The organism is Amycolatopsis sp. PS_44_ISF1 (assembly GCF_032335455.1).
In the GTDB taxonomy this organism is placed as follows: Bacteria; Actinomycetota; Actinomycetes; order Mycobacteriales; family Pseudonocardiaceae; genus Amycolatopsis.
In genome coordinates this window covers 2,763,910-2,782,016 of sequence record NZ_JANUXO010000001.1, presented here as the reverse complement: position 1 = coordinate 2,782,016, position 18,107 = coordinate 2,763,910, and the positions used below count along the sequence as shown (strand labels likewise).

18 protein-coding genes and 1 pseudogene are annotated in these 18,107 nt (G+C 72.7%); 10 read left to right on the top strand and 9 right to left on the bottom strand.

Annotated features, from left to right (window positions below; genetic code table 11):
* Nucleotides 1-86: 86 nt before the first annotated feature.
* Genes NYF13_RS12775 through pucL form a run of 3 tightly spaced genes read right to left on the bottom strand, consistent with a single transcriptional unit; the run spans nt 87 to nt 2,312 of the window.
* A complete protein-coding gene (locus NYF13_RS12775) occupies nt 87-557 on the bottom strand; it encodes a 2Fe-2S iron-sulfur cluster-binding protein (RefSeq protein ID WP_315656514.1) in 471 nt (156 codons plus the stop codon).
* Nucleotides 548-1,432 carry an FAD binding domain-containing protein gene (locus tag NYF13_RS12770; protein WP_315656512.1) on the bottom strand — a complete coding sequence of 295 codons (885 nt, stop codon included), beginning with the start codon at nt 1,430-1,432 and terminating at the stop codon, nt 548-550. The genes NYF13_RS12775 and NYF13_RS12770 overlap by 10 nt, the downstream gene beginning before the upstream one ends.
* A gap of 7 nt (nt 1,433-1,439) precedes the next feature.
* Nucleotides 1,440-2,312 carry a factor-independent urate hydroxylase gene (gene pucL / locus NYF13_RS12765; protein ID WP_315656510.1) on the bottom strand — a complete coding sequence of 291 codons (873 nt, stop codon included), beginning with the start codon at nt 2,310-2,312 and terminating at the stop codon, nt 1,440-1,442.
* Nucleotides 2,313-2,530: 218 nt separating this feature from the next.
* On the opposite strand from pucL, the gene NYF13_RS12760 reads away from it, so the two are divergent.
* Together NYF13_RS12760 and NYF13_RS12755 are read left to right on the top strand one after the other, a co-directional pair.
* A complete protein-coding gene (locus NYF13_RS12760; protein ID WP_315656509.1) occupies nt 2,531-4,378 on the top strand; it encodes a helix-turn-helix domain-containing protein in 1,848 nt (615 codons plus the stop codon).
* A gap of 72 nt (nt 4,379-4,450) precedes the next feature.
* Nucleotides 4,451-5,014 (top strand): TetR family transcriptional regulator, encoded by a 564-nt coding sequence (locus NYF13_RS12755; protein ID WP_315656508.1) that lies wholly within the window; start codon nt 4,451-4,453, stop codon nt 5,012-5,014.
* Here the strand turns inward: NYF13_RS12755 and NYF13_RS12750 are convergent.
* On the bottom strand, nt 4,990-5,895 hold the full coding sequence (locus NYF13_RS12750; protein WP_315656507.1) for a hypothetical protein: 906 nt from the start codon (nt 5,893-5,895) through the stop codon (nt 4,990-4,992). The two genes, NYF13_RS12755 and NYF13_RS12750, sit on opposite strands and share 25 nt — an antisense overlap.
* 212 nt (nt 5,896-6,107) lie before the next feature.
* Here NYF13_RS12750 and NYF13_RS12745 point away from each other — a divergent pair.
* Together NYF13_RS12745 and folP are read left to right on the top strand one after the other, a co-directional pair.
* A pseudogene (locus NYF13_RS12745) lies at nt 6,108-6,407 on the top strand (YciI family protein).
* Between the two features lie 121 nt (nt 6,408-6,528).
* A complete protein-coding gene (gene folP / locus NYF13_RS12740; protein WP_315656506.1) occupies nt 6,529-7,398 on the top strand; it encodes a dihydropteroate synthase in 870 nt (289 codons plus the stop codon).
* A 183-nt stretch (nt 7,399-7,581) separates the two neighbouring features.
* Here the strand turns inward: folP and NYF13_RS12735 are convergent, their stop codons facing one another.
* Entirely contained in the window at nt 7,582-8,397 is an 816-nt protein-coding gene (locus NYF13_RS12735) for a hypothetical protein (protein WP_315656505.1), read from the bottom strand.
* 90 nt (nt 8,398-8,487) lie between these two features.
* On the opposite strand from NYF13_RS12735, the gene NYF13_RS12730 reads away from it, so the two are divergent.
* Both NYF13_RS12730 and NYF13_RS12725 read left to right on the top strand, forming a co-directional pair.
* Nucleotides 8,488-9,345, top strand: a complete 858-nt coding sequence (locus tag NYF13_RS12730) for a LuxR C-terminal-related transcriptional regulator (RefSeq protein ID WP_315656504.1) — start codon at nt 8,488-8,490, stop codon at nt 9,343-9,345.
* Nucleotides 9,346-9,442: 97 nt separating this feature from the next.
* Nucleotides 9,443-10,969 (top strand): AMP-binding protein, encoded by a 1,527-nt coding sequence (locus NYF13_RS12725; protein WP_315656502.1) that lies wholly within the window; start codon nt 9,443-9,445, stop codon nt 10,967-10,969.
* A gap of 12 nt (nt 10,970-10,981) precedes the next feature.
* Here the strand turns inward: NYF13_RS12725 and NYF13_RS12720 are convergent, their stop codons facing one another.
* From NYF13_RS12720 to NYF13_RS12705, 4 genes are all read right to left on the bottom strand, one after another.
* On the bottom strand, nt 10,982-12,019 hold the full coding sequence (locus tag NYF13_RS12720) for an LLM class flavin-dependent oxidoreductase (RefSeq protein WP_315656500.1): 1,038 nt from the start codon (nt 12,017-12,019) through the stop codon (nt 10,982-10,984).
* A complete protein-coding gene (locus tag NYF13_RS12715; RefSeq protein WP_315656499.1) occupies nt 12,019-12,531 on the bottom strand; it encodes an SRPBCC family protein in 513 nt (170 codons plus the stop codon). Before NYF13_RS12715 ends, NYF13_RS12720 begins: the two co-directional genes overlap by 1 nt.
* Nucleotides 12,532-12,634: 103 nt before the next feature.
* Entirely contained in the window at nt 12,635-13,141 is a 507-nt protein-coding gene (locus NYF13_RS12710) for a helix-turn-helix domain-containing protein (RefSeq protein ID WP_315656497.1), read from the bottom strand.
* A 52-nt stretch (nt 13,142-13,193) separates the two neighbouring features.
* On the bottom strand, nt 13,194-13,583 hold the full coding sequence (locus NYF13_RS12705; RefSeq protein WP_315656496.1) for a cupin domain-containing protein: 390 nt from the start codon (nt 13,581-13,583) through the stop codon (nt 13,194-13,196).
* 53 nt (nt 13,584-13,636) lie between these two features.
* On the opposite strand from NYF13_RS12705, the gene NYF13_RS12700 reads away from it, so the two are divergent.
* From NYF13_RS12700 to NYF13_RS12685, 4 genes are all read left to right on the top strand, one after another.
* Nucleotides 13,637-14,614 carry a helix-turn-helix domain-containing protein gene (locus NYF13_RS12700; protein ID WP_315656495.1) on the top strand — a complete coding sequence of 326 codons (978 nt, stop codon included), beginning with the start codon at nt 13,637-13,639 and terminating at the stop codon, nt 14,612-14,614.
* A 224-nt stretch (nt 14,615-14,838) separates the two neighbouring features.
* Nucleotides 14,839-16,038: a lytic murein transglycosylase gene (locus NYF13_RS12695; RefSeq protein ID WP_315656493.1), complete on the top strand. Its 1,200-nt coding sequence runs from the start codon at nt 14,839-14,841 to the stop codon at nt 16,036-16,038.
* 110 nt (nt 16,039-16,148) lie between these two features.
* Nucleotides 16,149-17,006, top strand: a complete 858-nt coding sequence (locus tag NYF13_RS12690; protein WP_315656492.1) for an NAD(P)H-binding protein — start codon at nt 16,149-16,151, stop codon at nt 17,004-17,006.
* 68 nt (nt 17,007-17,074) lie between these two features.
* Nucleotides 17,075-17,980, top strand: coding sequence for an SDR family NAD(P)-dependent oxidoreductase (locus NYF13_RS12685; RefSeq protein ID WP_315656490.1), 906 nt, complete (start codon nt 17,075-17,077; stop codon nt 17,978-17,980).
* The last annotated feature ends 127 nt before the right edge of the window (nt 17,981-18,107 follow it).

Genomic DNA, 18,107 nt, shown 5'->3' with positions numbered 1-18,107 from the left:
GGCCACCTCAACGGAGGCGGCGAGCCGCGACTGTGCTGCCACGGTGGCCAGGCCTGGTGCTGATGATTCGGACCGGTAAGCCGTCCTCATGCGTTTTCCTTCCGCGCCGCCGCGAGCCTCACCGCGTCGAGGATCTTCTCGTAACCGGTGCAGCGGCACAGGTTACCCGCGAGGGCCTCGCGGATCTCGGCGTCGCTCGGGTCGGTGGTGCGCGCGACCAGGTCGTGCGCGGTGACCAGCAGACCGGGGGTGCAGAAGCCACATTGGACCGCTCCGCACTCTACGAAGGACTCCTGGATCGGGTCCAGCCGGTCGCCGTCGGCCAGCCCCTCCACCGTAGCGACCTCGCGCCCCTCGGCCTGCCCGGCCGCGACCAGGCAGGAGCACACCGGGACCCCGTCGAGGTACACCGTGCAGGAACCGCATTCGCCCTGTTCGCACGCGTTCTTCGAACCGGCGAGGCCGAGCCGCTCGCGCAGCACGTACAGCAGGCTCTCGCCTTCCCAGACGTTGTCCGCCTGACGCTGCTCGCCGTTCACCACCACGTTCACGCGCATTCGGCTCGCCTCCCGTCGCAGTAGTCGGTCCAGGCCCAGGTCAGCGTCCGCCGGGCGAGGACGGACAACGCGTGCCTGCGGTAGTCCGCGCTGCCGCGGACGTCGTCGATCGGGGCCGCGGCCTGCGCGATCAGCTCGCCGAACCGGCGCTTCACCGAATCGGCCAGCGCCCGGGGCCGCTCCCACTGGTTCTCGGCCGCCAGCTCACCGGCGATGAACTCTTCGGCGTCCACGGCCCGGCGCGGGGTCGGGGCGGCCGAGCCGACCCCGGTCCCGACCCGGCCTCGCTCCGGGTGCAGCGCCAGGCCGAAGGCGCAGACGGCGATGACCATCGCGTTGCGGGTGCCGACCTTGCTGAACTGCTGCGGCCCGGCGGCCGGGGCGAGGTGGACGGCGGTGATCAGCTCGTCCGGTTCCAGGACGTTGCGCTTCACGCCCACGTAGAAGTCCTTCGCTTCGACGCGGCGGGTGCCGCGCACGGAGGCGATCTCGACCTCGGCGCCGGTCGCGAGCAGGGCCGGGTGCGAGTCACCGGCGGGCGAGGCCGCGCCGAGGTTGCCCCCGACGCTGCCGCGGTTGCGGATCTGCGGCGAGCCCACCGTCCGGGCGGCCATGGCGAGCCCGGGCAGGCGCTCGCCCAGCTCGGCGATGATCCGGGTGTAGGGCGTGGCCGCGGCGATCCGGATCCGGCCGTCCACGGTGTCGTGCCCGTGCAGTTCGCCGACGCGGCCCAGGTCCAGCAGCGCGGCCGGGCGGCGGTGGTCGAAGTTGATCTCCACCAGCACGTCCGTGCCACCGGCGACGGGCACCGCGGCCGGGTGCGCCGCCTTGGCCGCCAGGGCCTCGGCCAGCGAGGCGGGGCGCAGGAAGTCCATTCCGGCCTCAGCTCCAGGCCGGGCCGGCCGGCGGCGCGTCGTCGCGCCGCACGGTGCCCTCGATCAGGCCGTAGGGCCGGTCGGCGGCGTGGAACACCTCGCCGGGGTTGTCGAGGCCGAACGGGGAGAGGTCGGTCAGGAAGTGGTGCTTGTTCGGCAGCGAAAGCCGGACCTCGGCGATCTCCGGCACCGTCTCCAGCACACGCGAGCCCATCGCGTACAGCGTCTGCTGCAACGACAGGCTGTACGTTCCTCCGAACGCGTCGAGCAGCGAAGCCAGCGCCGTGTCGTACGCGCGGGTCCAGTCGGCCTCGTCGACGGTGAAGCGCCAGGTGGCGGACACGGCCGTGGCCAGGATCCGGTCCTTGGTCTCGGCCAGCGTGGTGTACTCCTCACGCGGGAAGCCCCAGAACTCGGAGCCGGTGGAGTTCAGCACGGTCAGGTCGCGCACCCCGCCGAGCACCCAGGCGCGCTCGCCGTCGAAGGTCACGGTGGTGGTGCGGGTGCCGCCGCCGGAACGGGCGAACGAGTGGTGCGCGGGCCGCCCGCCCACCTGGAGCCGCTGCCACGGGTAGGACTCGACCTCGACGCGCGCGCGGTGGATGCTCTCCTGCGACGTCACGAAGTGACGGGCCAGGCGCAACGCGTAGTCCTCGATCTCCCCGATCCCGTCCCGGGCGAACGCGTGCACGGTGTTCTTCTGCGTGTCGGTGGCCAGCACCTTGTCGTTGGCCCCGGTCAGGTGGGTGTCGCTCATGTCGCCGGAGAGCGACACGCTCACGTTGAGGTCGGTGATCCGGTGCTCGTCGCCGTCGCGGTCGACGCGCACGAGCCGGTTCTCCGCCTTCCCGTAGCGGTTGTCACCCAGAACGATCGCCATGGTCTTCCCTTCCGCGCTGTGCCTTCGGTGTCTTGGCCTGTCCTCTGCGTCTCCGGAGTACACACGCCGCGACGTGGCGCGGGCCACGGCAGATCCGCTGAAAGCCGCGGGGTCCGCGCGTACCTTTTTCGTAGGTTCCTCCAAACGACGCACCGCACCGGGTGTGCGGTACTGGGTGTGCGGTACTGGGGGGACGGAGTCCGGAAGGGGGTGCGCGGGTGCGGCTCGGTGCGTTGCTGGACACCCCGGGGCTCGGGCTGACCCTGCTGGCCGGGGCCGACTCGCTGGACCGCGAGTTCGACCGCGTGTTCCAGGCGACCCTGCAGGACCCGACCCGCTACCTGGACGGCGGTGAGATCGTCCTGTGCGGACTGCGCTGGCTGCCCGACCCCGCGGACGCGGACCAGTTCGTCGGCACCCTCGCCGCCGCGGGCGTGGTCGCGCTGGGCGCGGGCACGGCCGAGGTCAGCGGCCCGGTGCCGGAGTACCTGGTGAACTCGTGCCGCCGGGTCGGGCTGCCCCTGTTCGAAGTCCCACTCTCGGTGTCCTTCGCGACGGTGACCGAACGCGTGATCCTCGGCCTGGCCGCCGAGCGCGACGCCCCGGCCCAGGACTCGCACCGCCGGCTGATCGCGGCCGTGACGGAAGGCCGGGGGCTGCCGGCCCTGGTCGCCGCGGGCGCGGCGGAACTGGCGGCGGACTGCTGGGTCCTGAGCGCGACGGGCCGGCTGATCGCCGGACCGGACACCTTGCCGGCGCCGCGGCGCGCGCTGCTGGCCCGGCGCTTCCTGCGGGCGGAACGGCTGCCGTTGACGGTGGAGGGGACCCGCCCGGGCGAACTCGACCCCGGCGAGCCGCCCCCTAGGCCCTCGAACACCGCGAACACCGATGGGCGCGCGGCCGGTCCGAAACCGGCCGCCCCACCCGCTACCGACCGAGCACCCGGCCGGCACCCCGCCGCCCCATCCACCGCCGACCACCCACCCGGCCGGCACCCCGCCGCCCCATCCACCGCCGACCACCCACCCGGCCGGCACCCCGCCGCCCCATCCACCGGCGACCACACCCCCGGCCCGGACCCGGCCGGCGCCCCGGTCCGCGAGCACACCCCGCCGGGCACCCGCGGCCCGGCCGGTCCCCTCACCCTGGTGGCCGCGGCGAGCCGGTCCGGGCACCGGGTGGCGAGCTGGTTCCTGGTGGTCGACGGGGACTGCTCGGCGTGGCCGTCGTGGCGGCGCGAGCTGGCCTCGGAGCTGGCGCCGCTGATCGGGCTGGAGCGGGCGCGCGTCGACGAGACCAAGCGCATCGAGAACCGCGCGGCCGAGCCCGTGCTGCGGCTGGCCCTGTCCGGCTCGCCGACGGCCGAGCTCGCGTCCCGGCTCGCGGCGGCGGAGTTCCCCGCACAGGTCCAGCTGGTGGCGCTGTCCGCCGAGGTCGCGGGCGGCGGCCCCGGCCTGACCCCGGCGCTGGTGCAGGAGCTGCTGGCCGCCGTGACCGGGCCGACCCTGGTCGGCACCGTGGACGGCGAGACTTTCGGCCTGTTCCCCGCTTTCCTGCGGCTCGACCGCGTGGCCGCGCACCTGCGCGAGGCCGTCCGCGCCGTCGAGCCGGCCCTGGGCTCGGCTCGCCTGTCCATCGGGCTGAGCCGCGCGCCGGACGCGGCCGGCCTGGGCGCGGGCATCCAGGAAGCCCGGCACGCGCGGACGCTCGCGGCGCTTTCCCCGGGCCGCGCGAACGTGCTGGCCGGCGACGAGGTCGCGTCCCACCTGCTGCTGCTCGCCGCCGTCCCGGAGGACCTGCGCCGCTCGTTCGGCGACAAGGTCCTCGGCCCGCTCCTGGCCTACGACACCGCGCACGGCTCCGAGCTGCTGCGCACGCTCAAGGCCTTCCTGGAGCACTCGGGCTCCTGGACGCAGACCTCCGCGGCGCTGCACCTGCACGTGAACACCCTGCGCTACCGCGTGAGCCGGATTTCGGACCTGACCGGCCGGGACCTGGGCCGGTTCGCCGACCGCGTCGACCTCTACCTGGCGGGCTGCTTCACGCAGGGCTGGGGCTGGTCGTGACGCGGTCCACCACCCCGATCGACCGGCCCGGCCAACCAACCCACTGACCGGTTGGTCGCTAGCCTGGCCGACATGGCCCGTGACGCGGAACAGACGAAACGACGACTCCTCGAGGCCGCCACCGGCGAATTCTCCGCACACGGCATCGCGGGCGCGCGCGTCGACCGGATCGCTGCCGCCGCGGAGTGCAACAAGGCGATGATCTACTCCTACTTCGGCAGCAAGGAGCAGCTTTTCGACGTCGTCTTCGCCGACGCGACGACGGCGTTCTTCACCGCCGTGCCGTTCGATGCCGCCGACCTCGCCGGTTACACCGGGCGCGCGTTCGACTACTACGAGGACCATCCCGAAACGCTGCGACTGTCCACCTGGTACCGGCTCGAACGGCCCGCCGACCAGCACCTGCGCGCCGTCGCCGAGGCGAACGACGTCCGGCTGGGCGAGATCGGCCGCGCCCAGCGGTCGGGCGAGGTGCCGGGGCAGCACTCGCCGGTGCAGTGGCTCGTCCTGGTCCAGGCCCTGTCCGCGGCCTGGCACACCACGAACCCGGAACTCGGCCCGAGGCTGCCCGAGGCCCGGTCCGCCCGGCGGCGCACCCTCGTCGAAGCCGTTCAGGCATTGCTGGACCGGAAATAGCCGGGTTCTTTTCCGCGAAGTGCGGAAAACAACGCCAGAACGCCGGTGCCGGCGAGAACGACGAAGGCGGCGGCCGACAACCCGGTGCACACGAGCGGCGCCGCGAAAGGCGGAATTCCGGCAAAGGCCTCGATTCCGATGACCACCGTCAGCACGGTGTCCGCGAGAACGGCGAGCCACACCAGCCGGAGCCGCCGGCGTTCGGACCAGCCGGTGAACCCCAGCAGCCAAGCGAGCCCGGGCAGCACCAGGATCGCGTGCATGGCCACGGCGTGCAGCGGCTTCAGCGCGCCCGCCGTGGTGTACGCCGACTGCGGGTCACCGCCGCGGGCCTCGCCGACGCCACGCGCGATCATCACCGCGCCGGTCGCCAGCGCGAGCACCAGCACCAGCAGGCCGAAGCGCACGGCCACCCGCCGGCTCGGCGGCATCGCCCCCGGGGACCGGAAAGCGGCGACGGTGAAGCCCAGCCCGGCCAGCACGATCACCCCGCCGCCGGCGGCGAGGGTCAGGGAAACGGCCGTGTCGACGCCGGTCTCGAAATTGAAATGGGACGGAACGCCGCGCCACGCCTGCACGGTCACCAGCGCGACTTCGGCCACGCAGGCGAAGAGGAACGAGCCGAGCAGCGCGGTCCGGCCGCGAACCGTCAGGTACGAAGTCGCCCACGCGACCGTCGCCAGAGTGAGGCCGAACGACAACCCGAAGGTGACCGCTTTGCGCAACGAGACCGGCCCGAGCCAGGTGCCACCGGAAACCAGCAGCACCACGGCGTTCACCAGTCCGCCGGCGAAGAGCACGGCGCCCACCACGTACGCGGCGCGCTCGACCGGCCGGCCGTCGCGCCAGATCCGGCCCACGGCCGTCTCGATCGGAGTCATGCCGCCGAGTCTGGCGACCCGGCCACGTTTCGTCGTCGTGCCGGGGTCGACACCGGTGTACGCAGATCGACGTACGCCGGCCCGGTCGAAAGGGGATCAAAAAGCTCGGGTAAAGGAATTCCGGAGCCATTGACCGAATGCTGACTTTGCGGGTGCGCGGCGACACTCGGGAGGAGGATGCCAGGTGGGCGCCGGAGTTCTACGCTGAAGTCATGTACATAGCCCTGCTGAACTACACAGCCCCTCGAAACGAAGTCGACTACGCGCTTCCGGAACACGCCGAATGGATGCGGAGCCACTTTTCGCACGGCTTGTTCCTGGTTTCCTGAAACGGGAACGGGGAGACCGACCAGGTCATCCTCACCCGGCCGTGCCTACGCGGCAAGCTGGACGCCGTGCTCGCCACCGATCCGTTCGTCCTCCAGCGCCTCGCGCGCTACACCGTGATCGAGTTCTCCGCCACCCGCACGTCCCACGAATTCCACGCCGTCAACGAGGCCCTCGCCTCCTGAGCCGGTCGAAGGCCCGCACGCAGGTGGCCTCCGGCCCCGCCGCCCGCCACCTGCCGGCCACGACGACGTCGTGCCCCCGCCTATGATCGCGGGGACCGACGCACCGGCACGGGAGAGCACATTGAAGACGCCCGACCTCGTCTTCCGAGGCCGACGCCTCACCAGCGATCGCGCGCTGGTGATGGCCATCGTCAACCGCACGCCCGATTCGTTCTACGACAACGGCGCCACCTTCGACGAGCAGCGCGCGCAGGAGGCCATCCGCCGGGCGCGCGCCGAGGGAGCGGACCTCGTCGACATCGGCGGGGTGCCCGCCGGCAAGGGTCCCGAGGTCACCGTGGCGGAGGAGATCAGCCGCGTCGTGCCGGCCGTGGCCTGGGCCCGCGAGACCTTCCCCGAACTGGTGATCAGCGTCGACACCTACCGCGCCGAGGTGGCGGACGCGGTCTGCCGCGCCGGGGCGGACCTGGTCAACGACAACTGGGCCGCCGTCGAGCCGGAGATCCTGGACGTCGCCGCCCAGCACGGCGCCGGCTACATCTGCGCGCACACCAACGGTTTGCGCCCGCGCACGGAAGCCGTCCGGCCCGAGTACGAAGACGTGGTCGCGGCCGTGGTCGAGGGCACCACCGCGCTGGCCGAGCGGGCGCTGGAGCGGGGGGTGCCGCGCGCGGGCATCATGATCGACCCCTGCATCGACTTCGGGAAGAACTCCTACCAGTCGCTGGAGCTGCTGCGCAACGTCGAGGCACTGACCGCGACCGGCTGGCCGGTGCTGATGGCGCTGTCGAACAAGGACGTGATCGGCGAGACCCTGGACGTGCCGGTCGGCGAGCGCGTGACCGGGACCCTCGCGGCGACGGCGGTGGCCGCGCTGCACGGGGCCGCGATGTTCCGCGCGCACCAGGTGCGCGAGACGCGGCAGGTGGTCGAGATGGTGGCCAGCATCGCGGGCACGCGCGCCCCGGCGAAGGTGGTGCGCTCGCTGTGATCCGGCCTGGTCCCCGTGACCTGACCGACGCCGTTTCGAAACGCCCGTGACTCCGGCCCGGCGAACCCGCGGTGGCCGACGGTGCCCTCGTCGCGAGCGCGGGCCGACGTCGGCGGGGAGCTTGGGTTGAGTCCGCGACGCCTCGGTGATCAACGAGGTTGACGACCGTCACCAGCTCCGCCGCTACTCGAGAGCGGCAGCGGCCTTTTTCGCTGCTTGGTCCGCTGCCGTGAAAGCGGTGCGGGCGGCTTCGAGGTCGGCGGCGGCCTGGGTGGCGCGGGTTTCCGCCTCGGCGAGGCGGGTGCGGAGGTCGGCTACGCGGGCGTCGGACTGCTCGGCTGCGCGTTCCGCGCGGGTCAGGGCGCGTTCGGCGTCGGCGCGTTCGCGCTGGGTGGTTGCGGCTTCGCGGCGTCGTTCCTCGCGGCGGGCTAGGGCCTCGCGGTCCTTTTCCGCCTTTTTCCGTTCCGTGGAGCGGGAAGCGTGCTTCGCCGGTGACGGCCGGTCGGGCTTGGACGTCTTCGGCTTCGGCGCCGAGACCGGCAGGGACAGCCACTGGTCCGTGTCCGGCTGCACCATCGACGTCAGACGACCGGCCAGGGCCAGCTCGGCCACCGACGGGTCCGCGACCACCGCCTCCAGGGTCTCCTCCACTTCGCGGGCGACGGGCTCGCTGAGGCCCGCAGCCTGGGTCATGATCCGGCGGACCAGCTCGTGGCGGCGGTGGGCCAGCTCGCGCAGTTCGGCGCCCGCGAGGTTGGTGTGGGCCTCCCGCAGGCGGGTGCCCAAGGCGGCCAGCTCGCTCAGCGAAGCCGCACCGGCCAGGCGGTTCACGAAGAAGGCCGCGCGGGTCGGCTTGCGCAGGGCGCGGATGCGGGCCGCCAGCTCGCGGTCGCCGGCGGTCGTGGCGGCCCGGGCGGCCTCGGTGCGGGCCGCGACGAACTCGCCGGGCTCCCCCGCGTAGAGGGACTCGGCGACGGAGTCGAAGTCCGGAGCGTCCACCCCGTCACCGAACCACACCCGTGGTCCGATTGCGACGGACGGCGTAGCGTGCATCCCCACCGCAGGTCGAGCGAGGCGAGGACGGTGCCCATGACGTCATCGGGCCGGATCACGCTGGCGGCCAGCCCCCTGGTCGCCGGCGCGCTGCTGGCGCTCCAGCGCGCGACCGGGCTGCCCGTCGCGATGGGCGGCCCCGTGTCGGCCGGTTCGCGGGCCCTGGTGATCGACCAGTTGCGCGGCACGGCGACGCGCTCGCTCCAGCACCTGCGCGTCGACACCGGCGCCGGGCTCGGGGGGAAGGCCGTGGCGCTGCGGCGGCCGTCCACGGTGGTCGACTACCTCAGCGCGCAGGGCATCACGCACAAGTACGACCGGGCCGTGGCGCCCGAGCAGCTTCGGGCCGTGCTCGCGCTGCCGGTTCGCGTCGGTGCGTCGACGCGCGCGGTGCTGTACGCCGCGACACGGGATTCGATCACGTTCGGCGATCGGGTGCTGCACGCGGCGAGCGCGGTGGCCGCGCGGCTGGAACGCGACATCGAGGTGGAGGAGGAGGTCCGCCGCCGCATCGCGGCCGAGGCCGGCGGGCCCCCGGGCGAACACGGCCGGCGGCGATCCGGCGAACAGCGGGAGCTGCTGGCCGAACTGCTCTCCATCGCCGGCTCGGTGCGCGACCTAGAAGCCCGCGACCGGCTGCTCGGCCTGTGCCGGCGCCTGGCCCACGAAGCCGGCGAAGACGGCAACGGCGACAGCAGCTTCCGGATTTCCCCGCGCGAACTCGACGTCCTGCGCCTGGTGAGCGCCGGCCGCACCAACGACGAGATCTCCACCAGCCTCGGCCTGCAGCCCGGCACGGTGAAGTCCTACCTCAAGCACGCGATGCGCAAGCTCGACGCCTCGAACCGGATCCAAGCGGTGAACCGGGCCCGCGCGGCGGGCCTGCTGGACTGACCGGCCACCCCCTTTGTGGGGTGGCCGGCCCGACCGGCGACCGGTCATCATCCCCCCCGTGGGCGGTGCTGCCCACCCGTAGTGAAGGGACCGGCACGTGTTCTACGACCTCGGCGTCCGCGACTTCCTCGACCGCGCGGAGTCGGTCTACCCGGACCGGATCGCGGTGGTGGACGAACCCGTCCAGCCCGCCGCGTCGTGGGGCCGGCTCACCTACCGCGAGCTGGCTCGCCGCGCGAAGGCGCAGGCCGCCAACCTCGACGCGCTCGGCGTGCCGGTGGGCGGGCGCGTCGCGATCGTTTCGCACAACTCCGCGCGGCTGCTGACGTCGTTCTTCGGGGTCTCCGGCTGGGGACGGGTGCTGGTGCCGGTGAACTTCCGGCTCGCCGCCGCGGAGGTGCGCTACATCGTCGAGCACTCCGGGGCCGAGGTGGTCATGATCGACCCGGAGCTCGAACCGCTGCTCGACGGCGTCACCGCGAAACACCGGTACGTGCTGGGCGAGCACGACGAGCCGATCTTCGGCGGCGAGGGCGAGCCCCGGCCGTGGGCGGGCGACGAGTCCGCCACCGCCACCCTGAACTACACCTCCGGCACCACCGCGCGGCCCAAGGGCGTCCAGCTCACGCACCGCAACCTGTGGCTGAACGCCGCCGTGTTCGGCCTGCACACCACGCTGAACGACAACGACGTGCTGCTGCACACCCTGCCGATGTTCCACGCCAACGGCTGGGGCATGCCCTACGCCGTCACCGGCCTCGGCGGACGGCACATCGTGCTGCGCAAGGTGGACGGCACCGAAATCCTCCGGCGCATCGAGGACCACGGCGTCACGATCCTGTGCGCCGCGCCCGCGGTCGTCACGGCCGCGCTCGACGGCGCGGCGAAGTGGGAGGGCGAGGTGCCCGGCCGCGACCGCGTGCGGATCGTGGTGGCCGGAGCGCCGCCGCCGACCCGCACCATCGAACGGGTGCGGGCCGAGCTGGGCTGGGAGTTCATCCAGATCTACGGCCTGACCGAGACCTCGCCGCTGCTCACGGTCAACCGGTTCCGCAGCGAATGGGCGGACCTCGACCCGCACGAGCAGGCCAAGCGGCTCGGCCGGGCCGGCGCGCCCGCGCTGGGCACGCGGGTGTCGATCGACACCGACGGCGAGGTGCTGGTCCAGTCCAACACCAACCTCGACGGCTACTGGGAGAACCCGGAGGAGACCGCCCGCGTGCAGGAGGGCGGCTGGTTCCACACCGGCGACGGCGGCTCCTACACCGACGGCTACCTCACCATCGCCGACCGCAAGAAGGACGTGATCATCACCGGCGGCGAGAACGTCTCGTCCATCGAGGTGGAGGACGCGCTCTCCTCGCACCCGGCCGTCCGCGAGGTCGCGGTGATCGGCATCCCGGACGAGAAGTGGGGCGAGCTGGTCACCGCCCTCGTGGTCACCGACGGTTCCCCGGTCACGGCCGAGGACCTGATCACCCACTGCCGCGGTCACCTGGCCGGGTACAAGTGCCCGAAACGGGTGGAATTCCTCGACGAGCTGCCCCGCACCGCGACCGGCAAGATCCAGAAGTTCAAGCTGCGCCGGCCGTTCTGGGAGCACCAGGAGCGGCAGGTCAACTGAGCGCACCGGCGTTCAGCCGACCTGCCGCACGAGGTCCAGCGCCCGGCCCAGAGTGGTGAGCTTCGCGTCGAGCGTGTCGCCCGAGGGGTACAGGCGGACGGTGTCGACACCGGCGTCACGCCAAATGCGCAGCCGCTCGCGGACCATGGCCTCGGTGCCGATCAACGTCGTGCCCAGCACCATCTCGTCGGTGACGAGCGCGGTCGCGCCGGCCCGGTCGCCGGCCAGCCAGCGCTCACGGACCTCGGCCGCGACCTCGGCCCAGCCCTGGCGGCTGTACGCGTCGTTGTAGAAGTTGGTGCCGGCCGAGCCCATGCCGCCGAGTGAGAAGGCCAGCTCTTTCCTGCGGCCGCCCACCATCGTGCGCAGCTCACCCTCGTCGGCGGCGAACGCGACTTCGGCACCCTGGCAGACGTCCAGATCCGCGCGCGTCCGGCCGGACTTCGCGAGCCCGGCGTCGATGGGTCCGAAGTAGGCGCTCGCGCCCTCGGGCACGAAGCTGGTGCCCAGCCAGCCGTCGGCGATCTCGCCGGTCAGCTCCAGCAGCCTCGGCGAGAGCGAGGCCAGGTAGATCGGGATGTCCTCGTTCGGCTTCGTCGACAGCCGCATCGGCCGCGCCTCTCCCGGCCACGGGATCTCGAAAGCCTTGCCGGAGAAGGAGATCTTCTCCCCGGCGAAGGCCCGGCGGATGATCTCGACCGTCTCGCGCATCCGCGTGAGCGGTTTCGCGAACGGCACGCCGTGCAGTCCCTCGATCACCTGCGGGCCCGAGGGTCCGAGGCCGAGCGAGAACCGGCCGCCGGACAGGTCGGCCAGGGTCAGCGCGGTCTGCGCGATGGCGACGGGCGTGCGGGTGCCGAGCTGGATGATCCCGGAGCCGAGCCGGAGCCGTCGCGTGCGCCCGGCGAGGTAACCGAGCACGGACGGCGCGTCGGCGCCCCAGGCCTCGGCGACCCAGCACCCGTCCAGGCCGAGCTTTTCCGCTTCCACCACGAAATCCAGCGTGTCCGCCCAGCCCGCGGACGCTTCGACGGTCGTCGCCGTCCGCATCAGCGACCGGCCTCGACCCGGTCCTTGACGGCGGCGACGGTCGCGGTCATGGCCTTTTCCCACTCGCGCAGGCGGACGAAGACGATCTTCTGCTCCTGGTCCGGCCTGCGGTCGATCGCGTAGGACAGGCCGGAGCGCGCCGGGCCGAGCCGGGCCCACTGGACGAGCCGGGTGCCCCCGCGCTCCGGCTCCAGCGTGAAGCGCCAGGTCGACGCCGGGTTGTCCCGGTCCCCCACGGCCCAGGCGAACACCCGGGGCTGCTCGTACTCGACGACGTACGACTTGGTCTGCCACTCGCCGAGCGCGTCGTGCTTGCTGCGGCCGAGGAACGCGTGGCCCAGCCCCGGACCGGAAGCGCCGTCGCACCACTCGGCGGACTGCAACTCCTGGCTCATCGACGGCATCAGCCGGATGTCGGACACGAGCGGCCACACGCGCTCGGGCCCGCCGCTGATCCAGATCGTGGCCTCGACCGTGGGCTGATCCGCGTACCGCGCGCCGGTCCACTCCATCGTGATCCGCCTCCTCCGGGGGTCGAAGTACCGCCGATCACGATAGTTGCTTGATAAGACTCACCTTGTCAACGCCGCGCGCCCCGGTCCGGCTGCGCCCTTCCTAGGCTTCCTGCCGGGCGAACCGCTCCTCGACGTCCGGACGGTGCGCGATCCGCTCCGGGAAGCCGGGGCCGCGATGCATCCGCGTCTCCTGCGCGGTGAGCCGCTGCCCGCATTCCGCGCACACCACTTCGGCGTGCGTCTCGTGCCCGCAAGCCTTGTGCTGCATGGTGATCGGCGGACCGGCCTCGGTGGCGAGCCAGCGGTCGCCCCACGCGGTCATCGCCGCGAGCACGCTCCAGAAGTCCGCGCCCTTCTCGGTCAGCACGTAGTCGTGCCGCACCGGTTCGGTCTGGTACGGACGCTTCTCCATGAGCCCCTCGTCGACCAGCCGGCGGAGGCGGTCGGCCAGCGTGTTGCGGGCGATGCCGAGCGCCTGCTGGAACTCGTCGAAGCGCGTGACGCCGTAGAACGCGTCGCGCAGCACCAACGGCGTCCACCAGTCCCCGAGCAGGTCCATGGTCCTCGCGATGGAGCACGGCCACTGCGCGAAGGAAGTCCGTTTCATGGCGCCGAGGGTACGCCGTCTCACGGTGAAACCCAGCAGATGAACGGGCTGATCAGAGCCGATGTCCGACGGTCACGTCCACGTGTCCGGGCACCTCGTCGTGCTCGTCGCCCACCGAGAGCGTGCCGGTCGGCTCCACCAGCAGCACCACCGCGCCCGCCTTCGAAGACGGCTTGTGGAAGGTGCCGCGCGGGACCACGAAGACCGAGCCGCGCGCGATGGTGACCACGCGCTCGCCCGCGGGCTCCCGCAGGCCGATCTCGATCTCACCGTCGAGGACCAGGAAGAACTCGTCGGTGTCCTGGTGGACGTGCCACACGTGCTCACCGGCGAAGCGGGCCAGGCGGACGTCGTAGTCGTTCACGGCGGCGACGATGCGAGGGCTCCACACGGCGTCGAAACCGTCGAGGACGGACTGCAGGCTGAGGGGGTTTTCGCTCATGCACTCGATCTTCGCGCCTGGTCATCCCGCTCCGGGAGTGCTAGGAATCGCAGATGCCGCAACAATCCTCGCACCGGGTGGCGATGGTGGTGGACCACGGCTCGAACCCGTTCGAAATGGGCGTGGCCACCGAGCTGTTCGGGCTGCGCCGGCCGGAGCTCGACCGGCCGTGGTACGAGTTCACCCTCGCCGCCCCGAGCCCGGAAGTGACCATGCACCTGGGGATGTTCACCCTGTCCGGCGTCGCGGGCCTGGACGCGGTCGACGCGGCGGACACGGTGATCGTGCCGAACCGCCCGGACCCGCAGGTGCCCGCGCACCCCGAGGTGGTGGCGTCGATCCGGCGGGCGGCGCAGCGGGGCGCGCGGCTGATGAGCTTCTGCACCGGCGCGTTCACCCTCGCCGAGGCGGGTGTCCTGGACGGACGCCGGGCGACCACGCACTGGCGCTGGGCGGCGGAGTTCACGGCCCGGTACCCCGAGGTGCGGCTGGAACCGGACATCCTGTTCGTGGAGGACGTCACGGCGGGCACCGTCGTGCTCACCGCCGCCGGCAGCGCCGCCGCCCTCGATCTGGGCCTGCACCTGATCCAGCGCGACCACGGCGCGGAGGTCGCGAACGCCGTCAGCCGCCGGCTGGTCTTCGCCGGGCAACGGGACGGCGGCCAGCGCCAGTTCGTGGCCCGGCCGGTGCCCGCGGTGCCCGACACCTCGCTCGCGCCGGTGCTGGAGTGGGCCCGGGCGAACCTGGACCGCGCCCTGACGGTCGCCGAGCTGGCCGACCGCGCCGCGACGAGCGCGGCCACTCTGCACCGGCGCTTCCGCGCGGAACTCGGCACGACCCCGTTGTCCTGGCTGACCACCGAGCGCGTCACGCTCGCGTGCCTGCTGATCGAACGCGGCGAGCCGCGCCTCGACCACATCGCGTCGGCCAGCGGCTTCGGCACGGCCGCCAACCTCCGCGCCCAGTTGCGACGGCACACCGGGCTGAGCCCTTCGGAGTACCGGCGACGCTTCGGGCCCACCCTCTGATCCCCAGCCCGGCCGGGCCCGGTGCGGGGCGGCGACCAGCACCAAGTTCCCCGTGAAACCTTCGTGAAAAATCCAGCGAAAACGACAGTCGACCGACGATGGATTTATGCCAGATGGACGAAACTTGACCGTCCCGGACAAATTCCGCCCGGTCCCTCACCCAATCCCGTCGGTATCGGCTAGCTTGGCGGGCGGTGCAGGTCCAACAGACGGGGAGTGACCACATGCCGAAATACCGGCCACGCCCGGAGCGCGGGTTCTCGGTCCGGCACCGGACGGCCGCCGCCCTCGCGGGTGGCGCACTGATCGTGCTGCCGACGATCACCGCGTCCGGCCTGCCGATCCCCCTCGCCGTGCAGCACCCGCTGGGTGCCGGCCGGCCGGCGCTGGCCGCCCCGCTGTTCCCGCCGGACCTCCCGCTCCCGCCGCTGGCCGTGGACGGGAGCCTGCCGCAGCCGCCGGTCCCCCAGCCGCTGGTGGTGCCCGGCGCCCGGGCCGGCAGCGGGTCCTCGGCCCTGTCCGGGCCGCTCGGCATCCCCGGCAGCGTGCTCAAGGCCTACCAGAACGCGGCCGCCATCATGGCCGAGGAGCAGCCCGGCTGCCACCTCGACTGGGCGCTGATCGCCGCCATCGGCCGCATCGAGTCGAACCACGCGCGCGGCGGCTACGTGGACAGCCGCGGCAACACCCTGGAGCCGATCCTGGGCCCGGTGCTCAACGGCGCCGGCGCGTTCGCCGCGATCCGCGACACCGACGGCGGTCGTTACGACGGTGACCGCGCGTGGGACCGCGCCGTCGGCCCGATGCAGTTCATCCCGTCGACCTGGAGCGGCTACGCCTCCGACGGCAACGGAGACGGCGTCGCCGACCCGAACAACATCTACGACGAGTCGCTGGCCACCGCGCGGTACCTCTGCTCCGGCGGGCTGGACCTGTCCAGCGACCAGATGCAGCGGCTGGCCGTGCGCCGGTACAACAATTCCCAGTCCTATGTAGACACCGTGATGGCCTACGCCGCGGCGTACCGCGGCGGGGTCTCGACCCTGCCGGACAGCCAGGTCCCGATCGGCGCACCGCCGGGGCCGGGCGCGGTCGACGCCGCCGCGGGCAGCCCGGGCGGGGACCCGGCGCCCCCGGTCACGCAGCCGGCGCCGCCGTCGGTCACGCCGCCGTCTTCGTCGCCGACGACCAGCACGACGCCGACCAGCGGCGCCCCGACCTCCCCCTCGACCAGCCCGAGCGGCTCCACCACCCCGACCACGCCCACCAGCGGCAGCACGAAGCCGTCCAGCCCGTCCAGTTCCACCACCCCGACCAGCTCGACCACCCCGACCACGCCGAGCAGCCCGGCCACGACCTCTTCGGGCGCCCCGGCGGACTCGGGTGGCTCCGCCCCGGCGACCACCACGACACCGGCCGGCTGAGCACTCCTTCTACCGCTCAGGCGGTTACTTACCTCGAAGTGCCTGCTTTCTTCCGGAGAGTGGCTCTCTTAGGGTGAGCGAAGACCGTTCACTCATCCCGAGGAGCACTCATGAGCATCGTCATCACCGGGGCCACCGGCCGGCTCGGCCGGCTCGTCGTTGCGGACCTGCTGGCGGCGGGCGTCGCGCCGGACGACATCACCGCTGTGGTGCGCGACGAGGAGAAGGCCGCCGGGCTGGGCGTCCACGTGCACGTCGCCGACTACGACCGGCCGGAAACGCTCGAGGGCGCGTTCGCCCCGGGCGACCGCGTGCTGCTGATCTCCGGTTCGGAGATCGGCAAGCGCGTCCCGCAGCACACGGCCGTGATCGACGCCGCGAAGGCCGCGGGCGTCGCGCACCTCGCGTACACCGGCATCTTCGGCGGCCCGAAGGCGGACTTCACCCTCGCCGACGAGCACCGCGTCACCGAGGACCTGGTGCTCGCTTCCGGTCTGCCGCACACCTTCCTGCGCAACAACTGGTACCACGAGAACTACACCGCCGGCCTCGCCGACCGGATCGCGCAGGGCGCTGTCACCAACGGCGTCTCACCGGAGGCCCGTATCGCCAGCGCTTCGCGTGCGGACTACGCCGCCGCGGCGTCGGTCGTGCTGCGCACCGAAGGGCACTTGAACGTCGCGTACGAGCTGAGCGGCGACACGGCGTGGACGTTCCCGGAGTTCGCCGCCGAGCTCACCCGCCAGAGCGGGCAGCCGGTCGCGCACCACTCGGTGAGCCCGGAAGAGAACGAGAAGATCCTGGTCACCGCGGCCGGACTGCCGCCCGCTTTCGCCGCCGTGCTCGTGGACGTGGACGCCGCCATCAGCCGGGGCCGCCTCGCCGGCACCCCGGGCGAGCTGTCCCGCCTGATCGGACGCCCGACCACGCCGATCGCCGACTCGATCGCGGCGGCGCTGGCCGGCTGAGCCGCGCGCCCCGGTGCGAACCTCCCTATAGTTCGGACGGTCCGAAACCTCGAAGCACCGGAGGGATCGTGTCCTGGAACCCCGGGTCGCCGCCCGACCTGTCCGGCCGGACCTACGCGGTGACCGGGGGCAACTCCGGCATCGGCTACTTCATCTCCGAGCAGCTCGCCGCGGCCGGCGCGCACGTGGTCATCCTCGGCCGCGACCCCGGGCGCCTGCGCACCGCCGTGGATTCCATCCGCGGTCAGTCCGGCGCCGCGGCGCGGCTGAGCACCCTCCCGCTGGACCTGGCCGACCTCGATTCGGTGGCGTCGGCGGCCGAGGCCCTCGCCGGGCTGGGGCGGCTCGACGCGCTGATCGAAAACGCGGGCACGACCTCTCCCGGCCGCACCCGGCAGACCACCGAGCAGGGCTTCGAACTGGCCCTGGGCACGAACCACCTGGGTCACTTCGCGCTGACCGCGCTGGCCATGCCGGTGCTGAAGGCGACGCCCGGTAGCCGGGTGGTCCCGATCGGCAGCCTCATCTCACTGCTGGTGAAGTTCGACCTCGACGACTTGTCGAGCGAGCGCGGGTACTCGCAGTTCCGGGCGTACGGACTTTCCAAGCACGCCGTGGCCTCTTTCGGCTTCGAACTGGACCGGCGGCTACGCGCGTCCGATGTGGACGTCCACTGTGTCCTCGCCCATCCCGGGCTGTGCCTCGACGGCGCGAGCCCGCGGCGCGAAGGCATCAGCGAGCCGTCACCGGCGCGCTTCTCACCGATCACGCAGGGCGAGCACCACGGCGCTTGGCCCGCCGTGCGCGCGGCCACCGACCCGTCGGCCCGGGGCGGCGAGTACTACGGCCCGAGGTTCGCCGGCGTGGGCCGCCCGGTGCGGCAGCGAGCCGTCGCCGCCGACCGCGACCCCGAGAAGGCCGCCCGGCTGTGGCAGCTCTCCGAGCGGCTGACCGGCGTCGAATTCACCGTGTGAGCAAGCGCGACCGCGGGGGAACCGGCTGGCCCGGCTCGACTGTCTGGGCGCGAGCAGGCCGAGGCGTTCGAGATCCCACACCGGCTCCGGCCGGGCACGGCCGATCCGGGACCTTGGACCCATCCGC

Bases quoted from the DNA above. Each gene is read 5' to 3' on its own strand.
- NYF13_RS12775 (WP_315656514.1), bottom strand. From the start codon at position 557: ATGCGCGTGAACGTGGTGGTGAACGGCGAGCAGCGTCAGGCGGACAAC.
- NYF13_RS12770 (WP_315656512.1), bottom strand. From the start codon at position 1,432: ATGGACTTCCTGCGCCCCGCCTCGCTGGCCGAGGCCCTGGCGGCCAAG.
- pucL (WP_315656510.1), bottom strand. From the start codon at position 2,312: ATGGCGATCGTTCTGGGTGACAACCGCTACGGGAAGGCGGAGAACCGG.
- NYF13_RS12755 (WP_315656508.1), top strand. From the start codon at position 4,451: ATGGCCCGTGACGCGGAACAGACGAAACGACGACTCCTCGAGGCCGCC.
- NYF13_RS12750 (WP_315656507.1), bottom strand. From the start codon at position 5,895: ATGACTCCGATCGAGACGGCCGTGGGCCGGATCTGGCGCGACGGCCGG.
- NYF13_RS12730 (WP_315656504.1), top strand. From the start codon at position 8,488: ATGACGTCATCGGGCCGGATCACGCTGGCGGCCAGCCCCCTGGTCGCC.
- NYF13_RS12720 (WP_315656500.1), bottom strand. From the start codon at position 12,019: ATGCGGACGGCGACGACCGTCGAAGCGTCCGCGGGCTGGGCGGACACG.
- NYF13_RS12715 (WP_315656499.1), bottom strand. From the start codon at position 12,531: ATGGAGTGGACCGGCGCGCGGTACGCGGATCAGCCCACGGTCGAGGCC.
- NYF13_RS12710 (WP_315656497.1), bottom strand. From the start codon at position 13,141: ATGAAACGGACTTCCTTCGCGCAGTGGCCGTGCTCCATCGCGAGGACC.
- NYF13_RS12705 (WP_315656496.1), bottom strand. From the start codon at position 13,583: ATGAGCGAAAACCCCCTCAGCCTGCAGTCCGTCCTCGACGGTTTCGAC.
- NYF13_RS12700 (WP_315656495.1), top strand. From the start codon at position 13,637: ATGCCGCAACAATCCTCGCACCGGGTGGCGATGGTGGTGGACCACGGC.
- NYF13_RS12695 (WP_315656493.1), top strand. From the start codon at position 14,839: ATGCCGAAATACCGGCCACGCCCGGAGCGCGGGTTCTCGGTCCGGCAC.
- NYF13_RS12690 (WP_315656492.1), top strand. From the start codon at position 16,149: ATGAGCATCGTCATCACCGGGGCCACCGGCCGGCTCGGCCGGCTCGTC.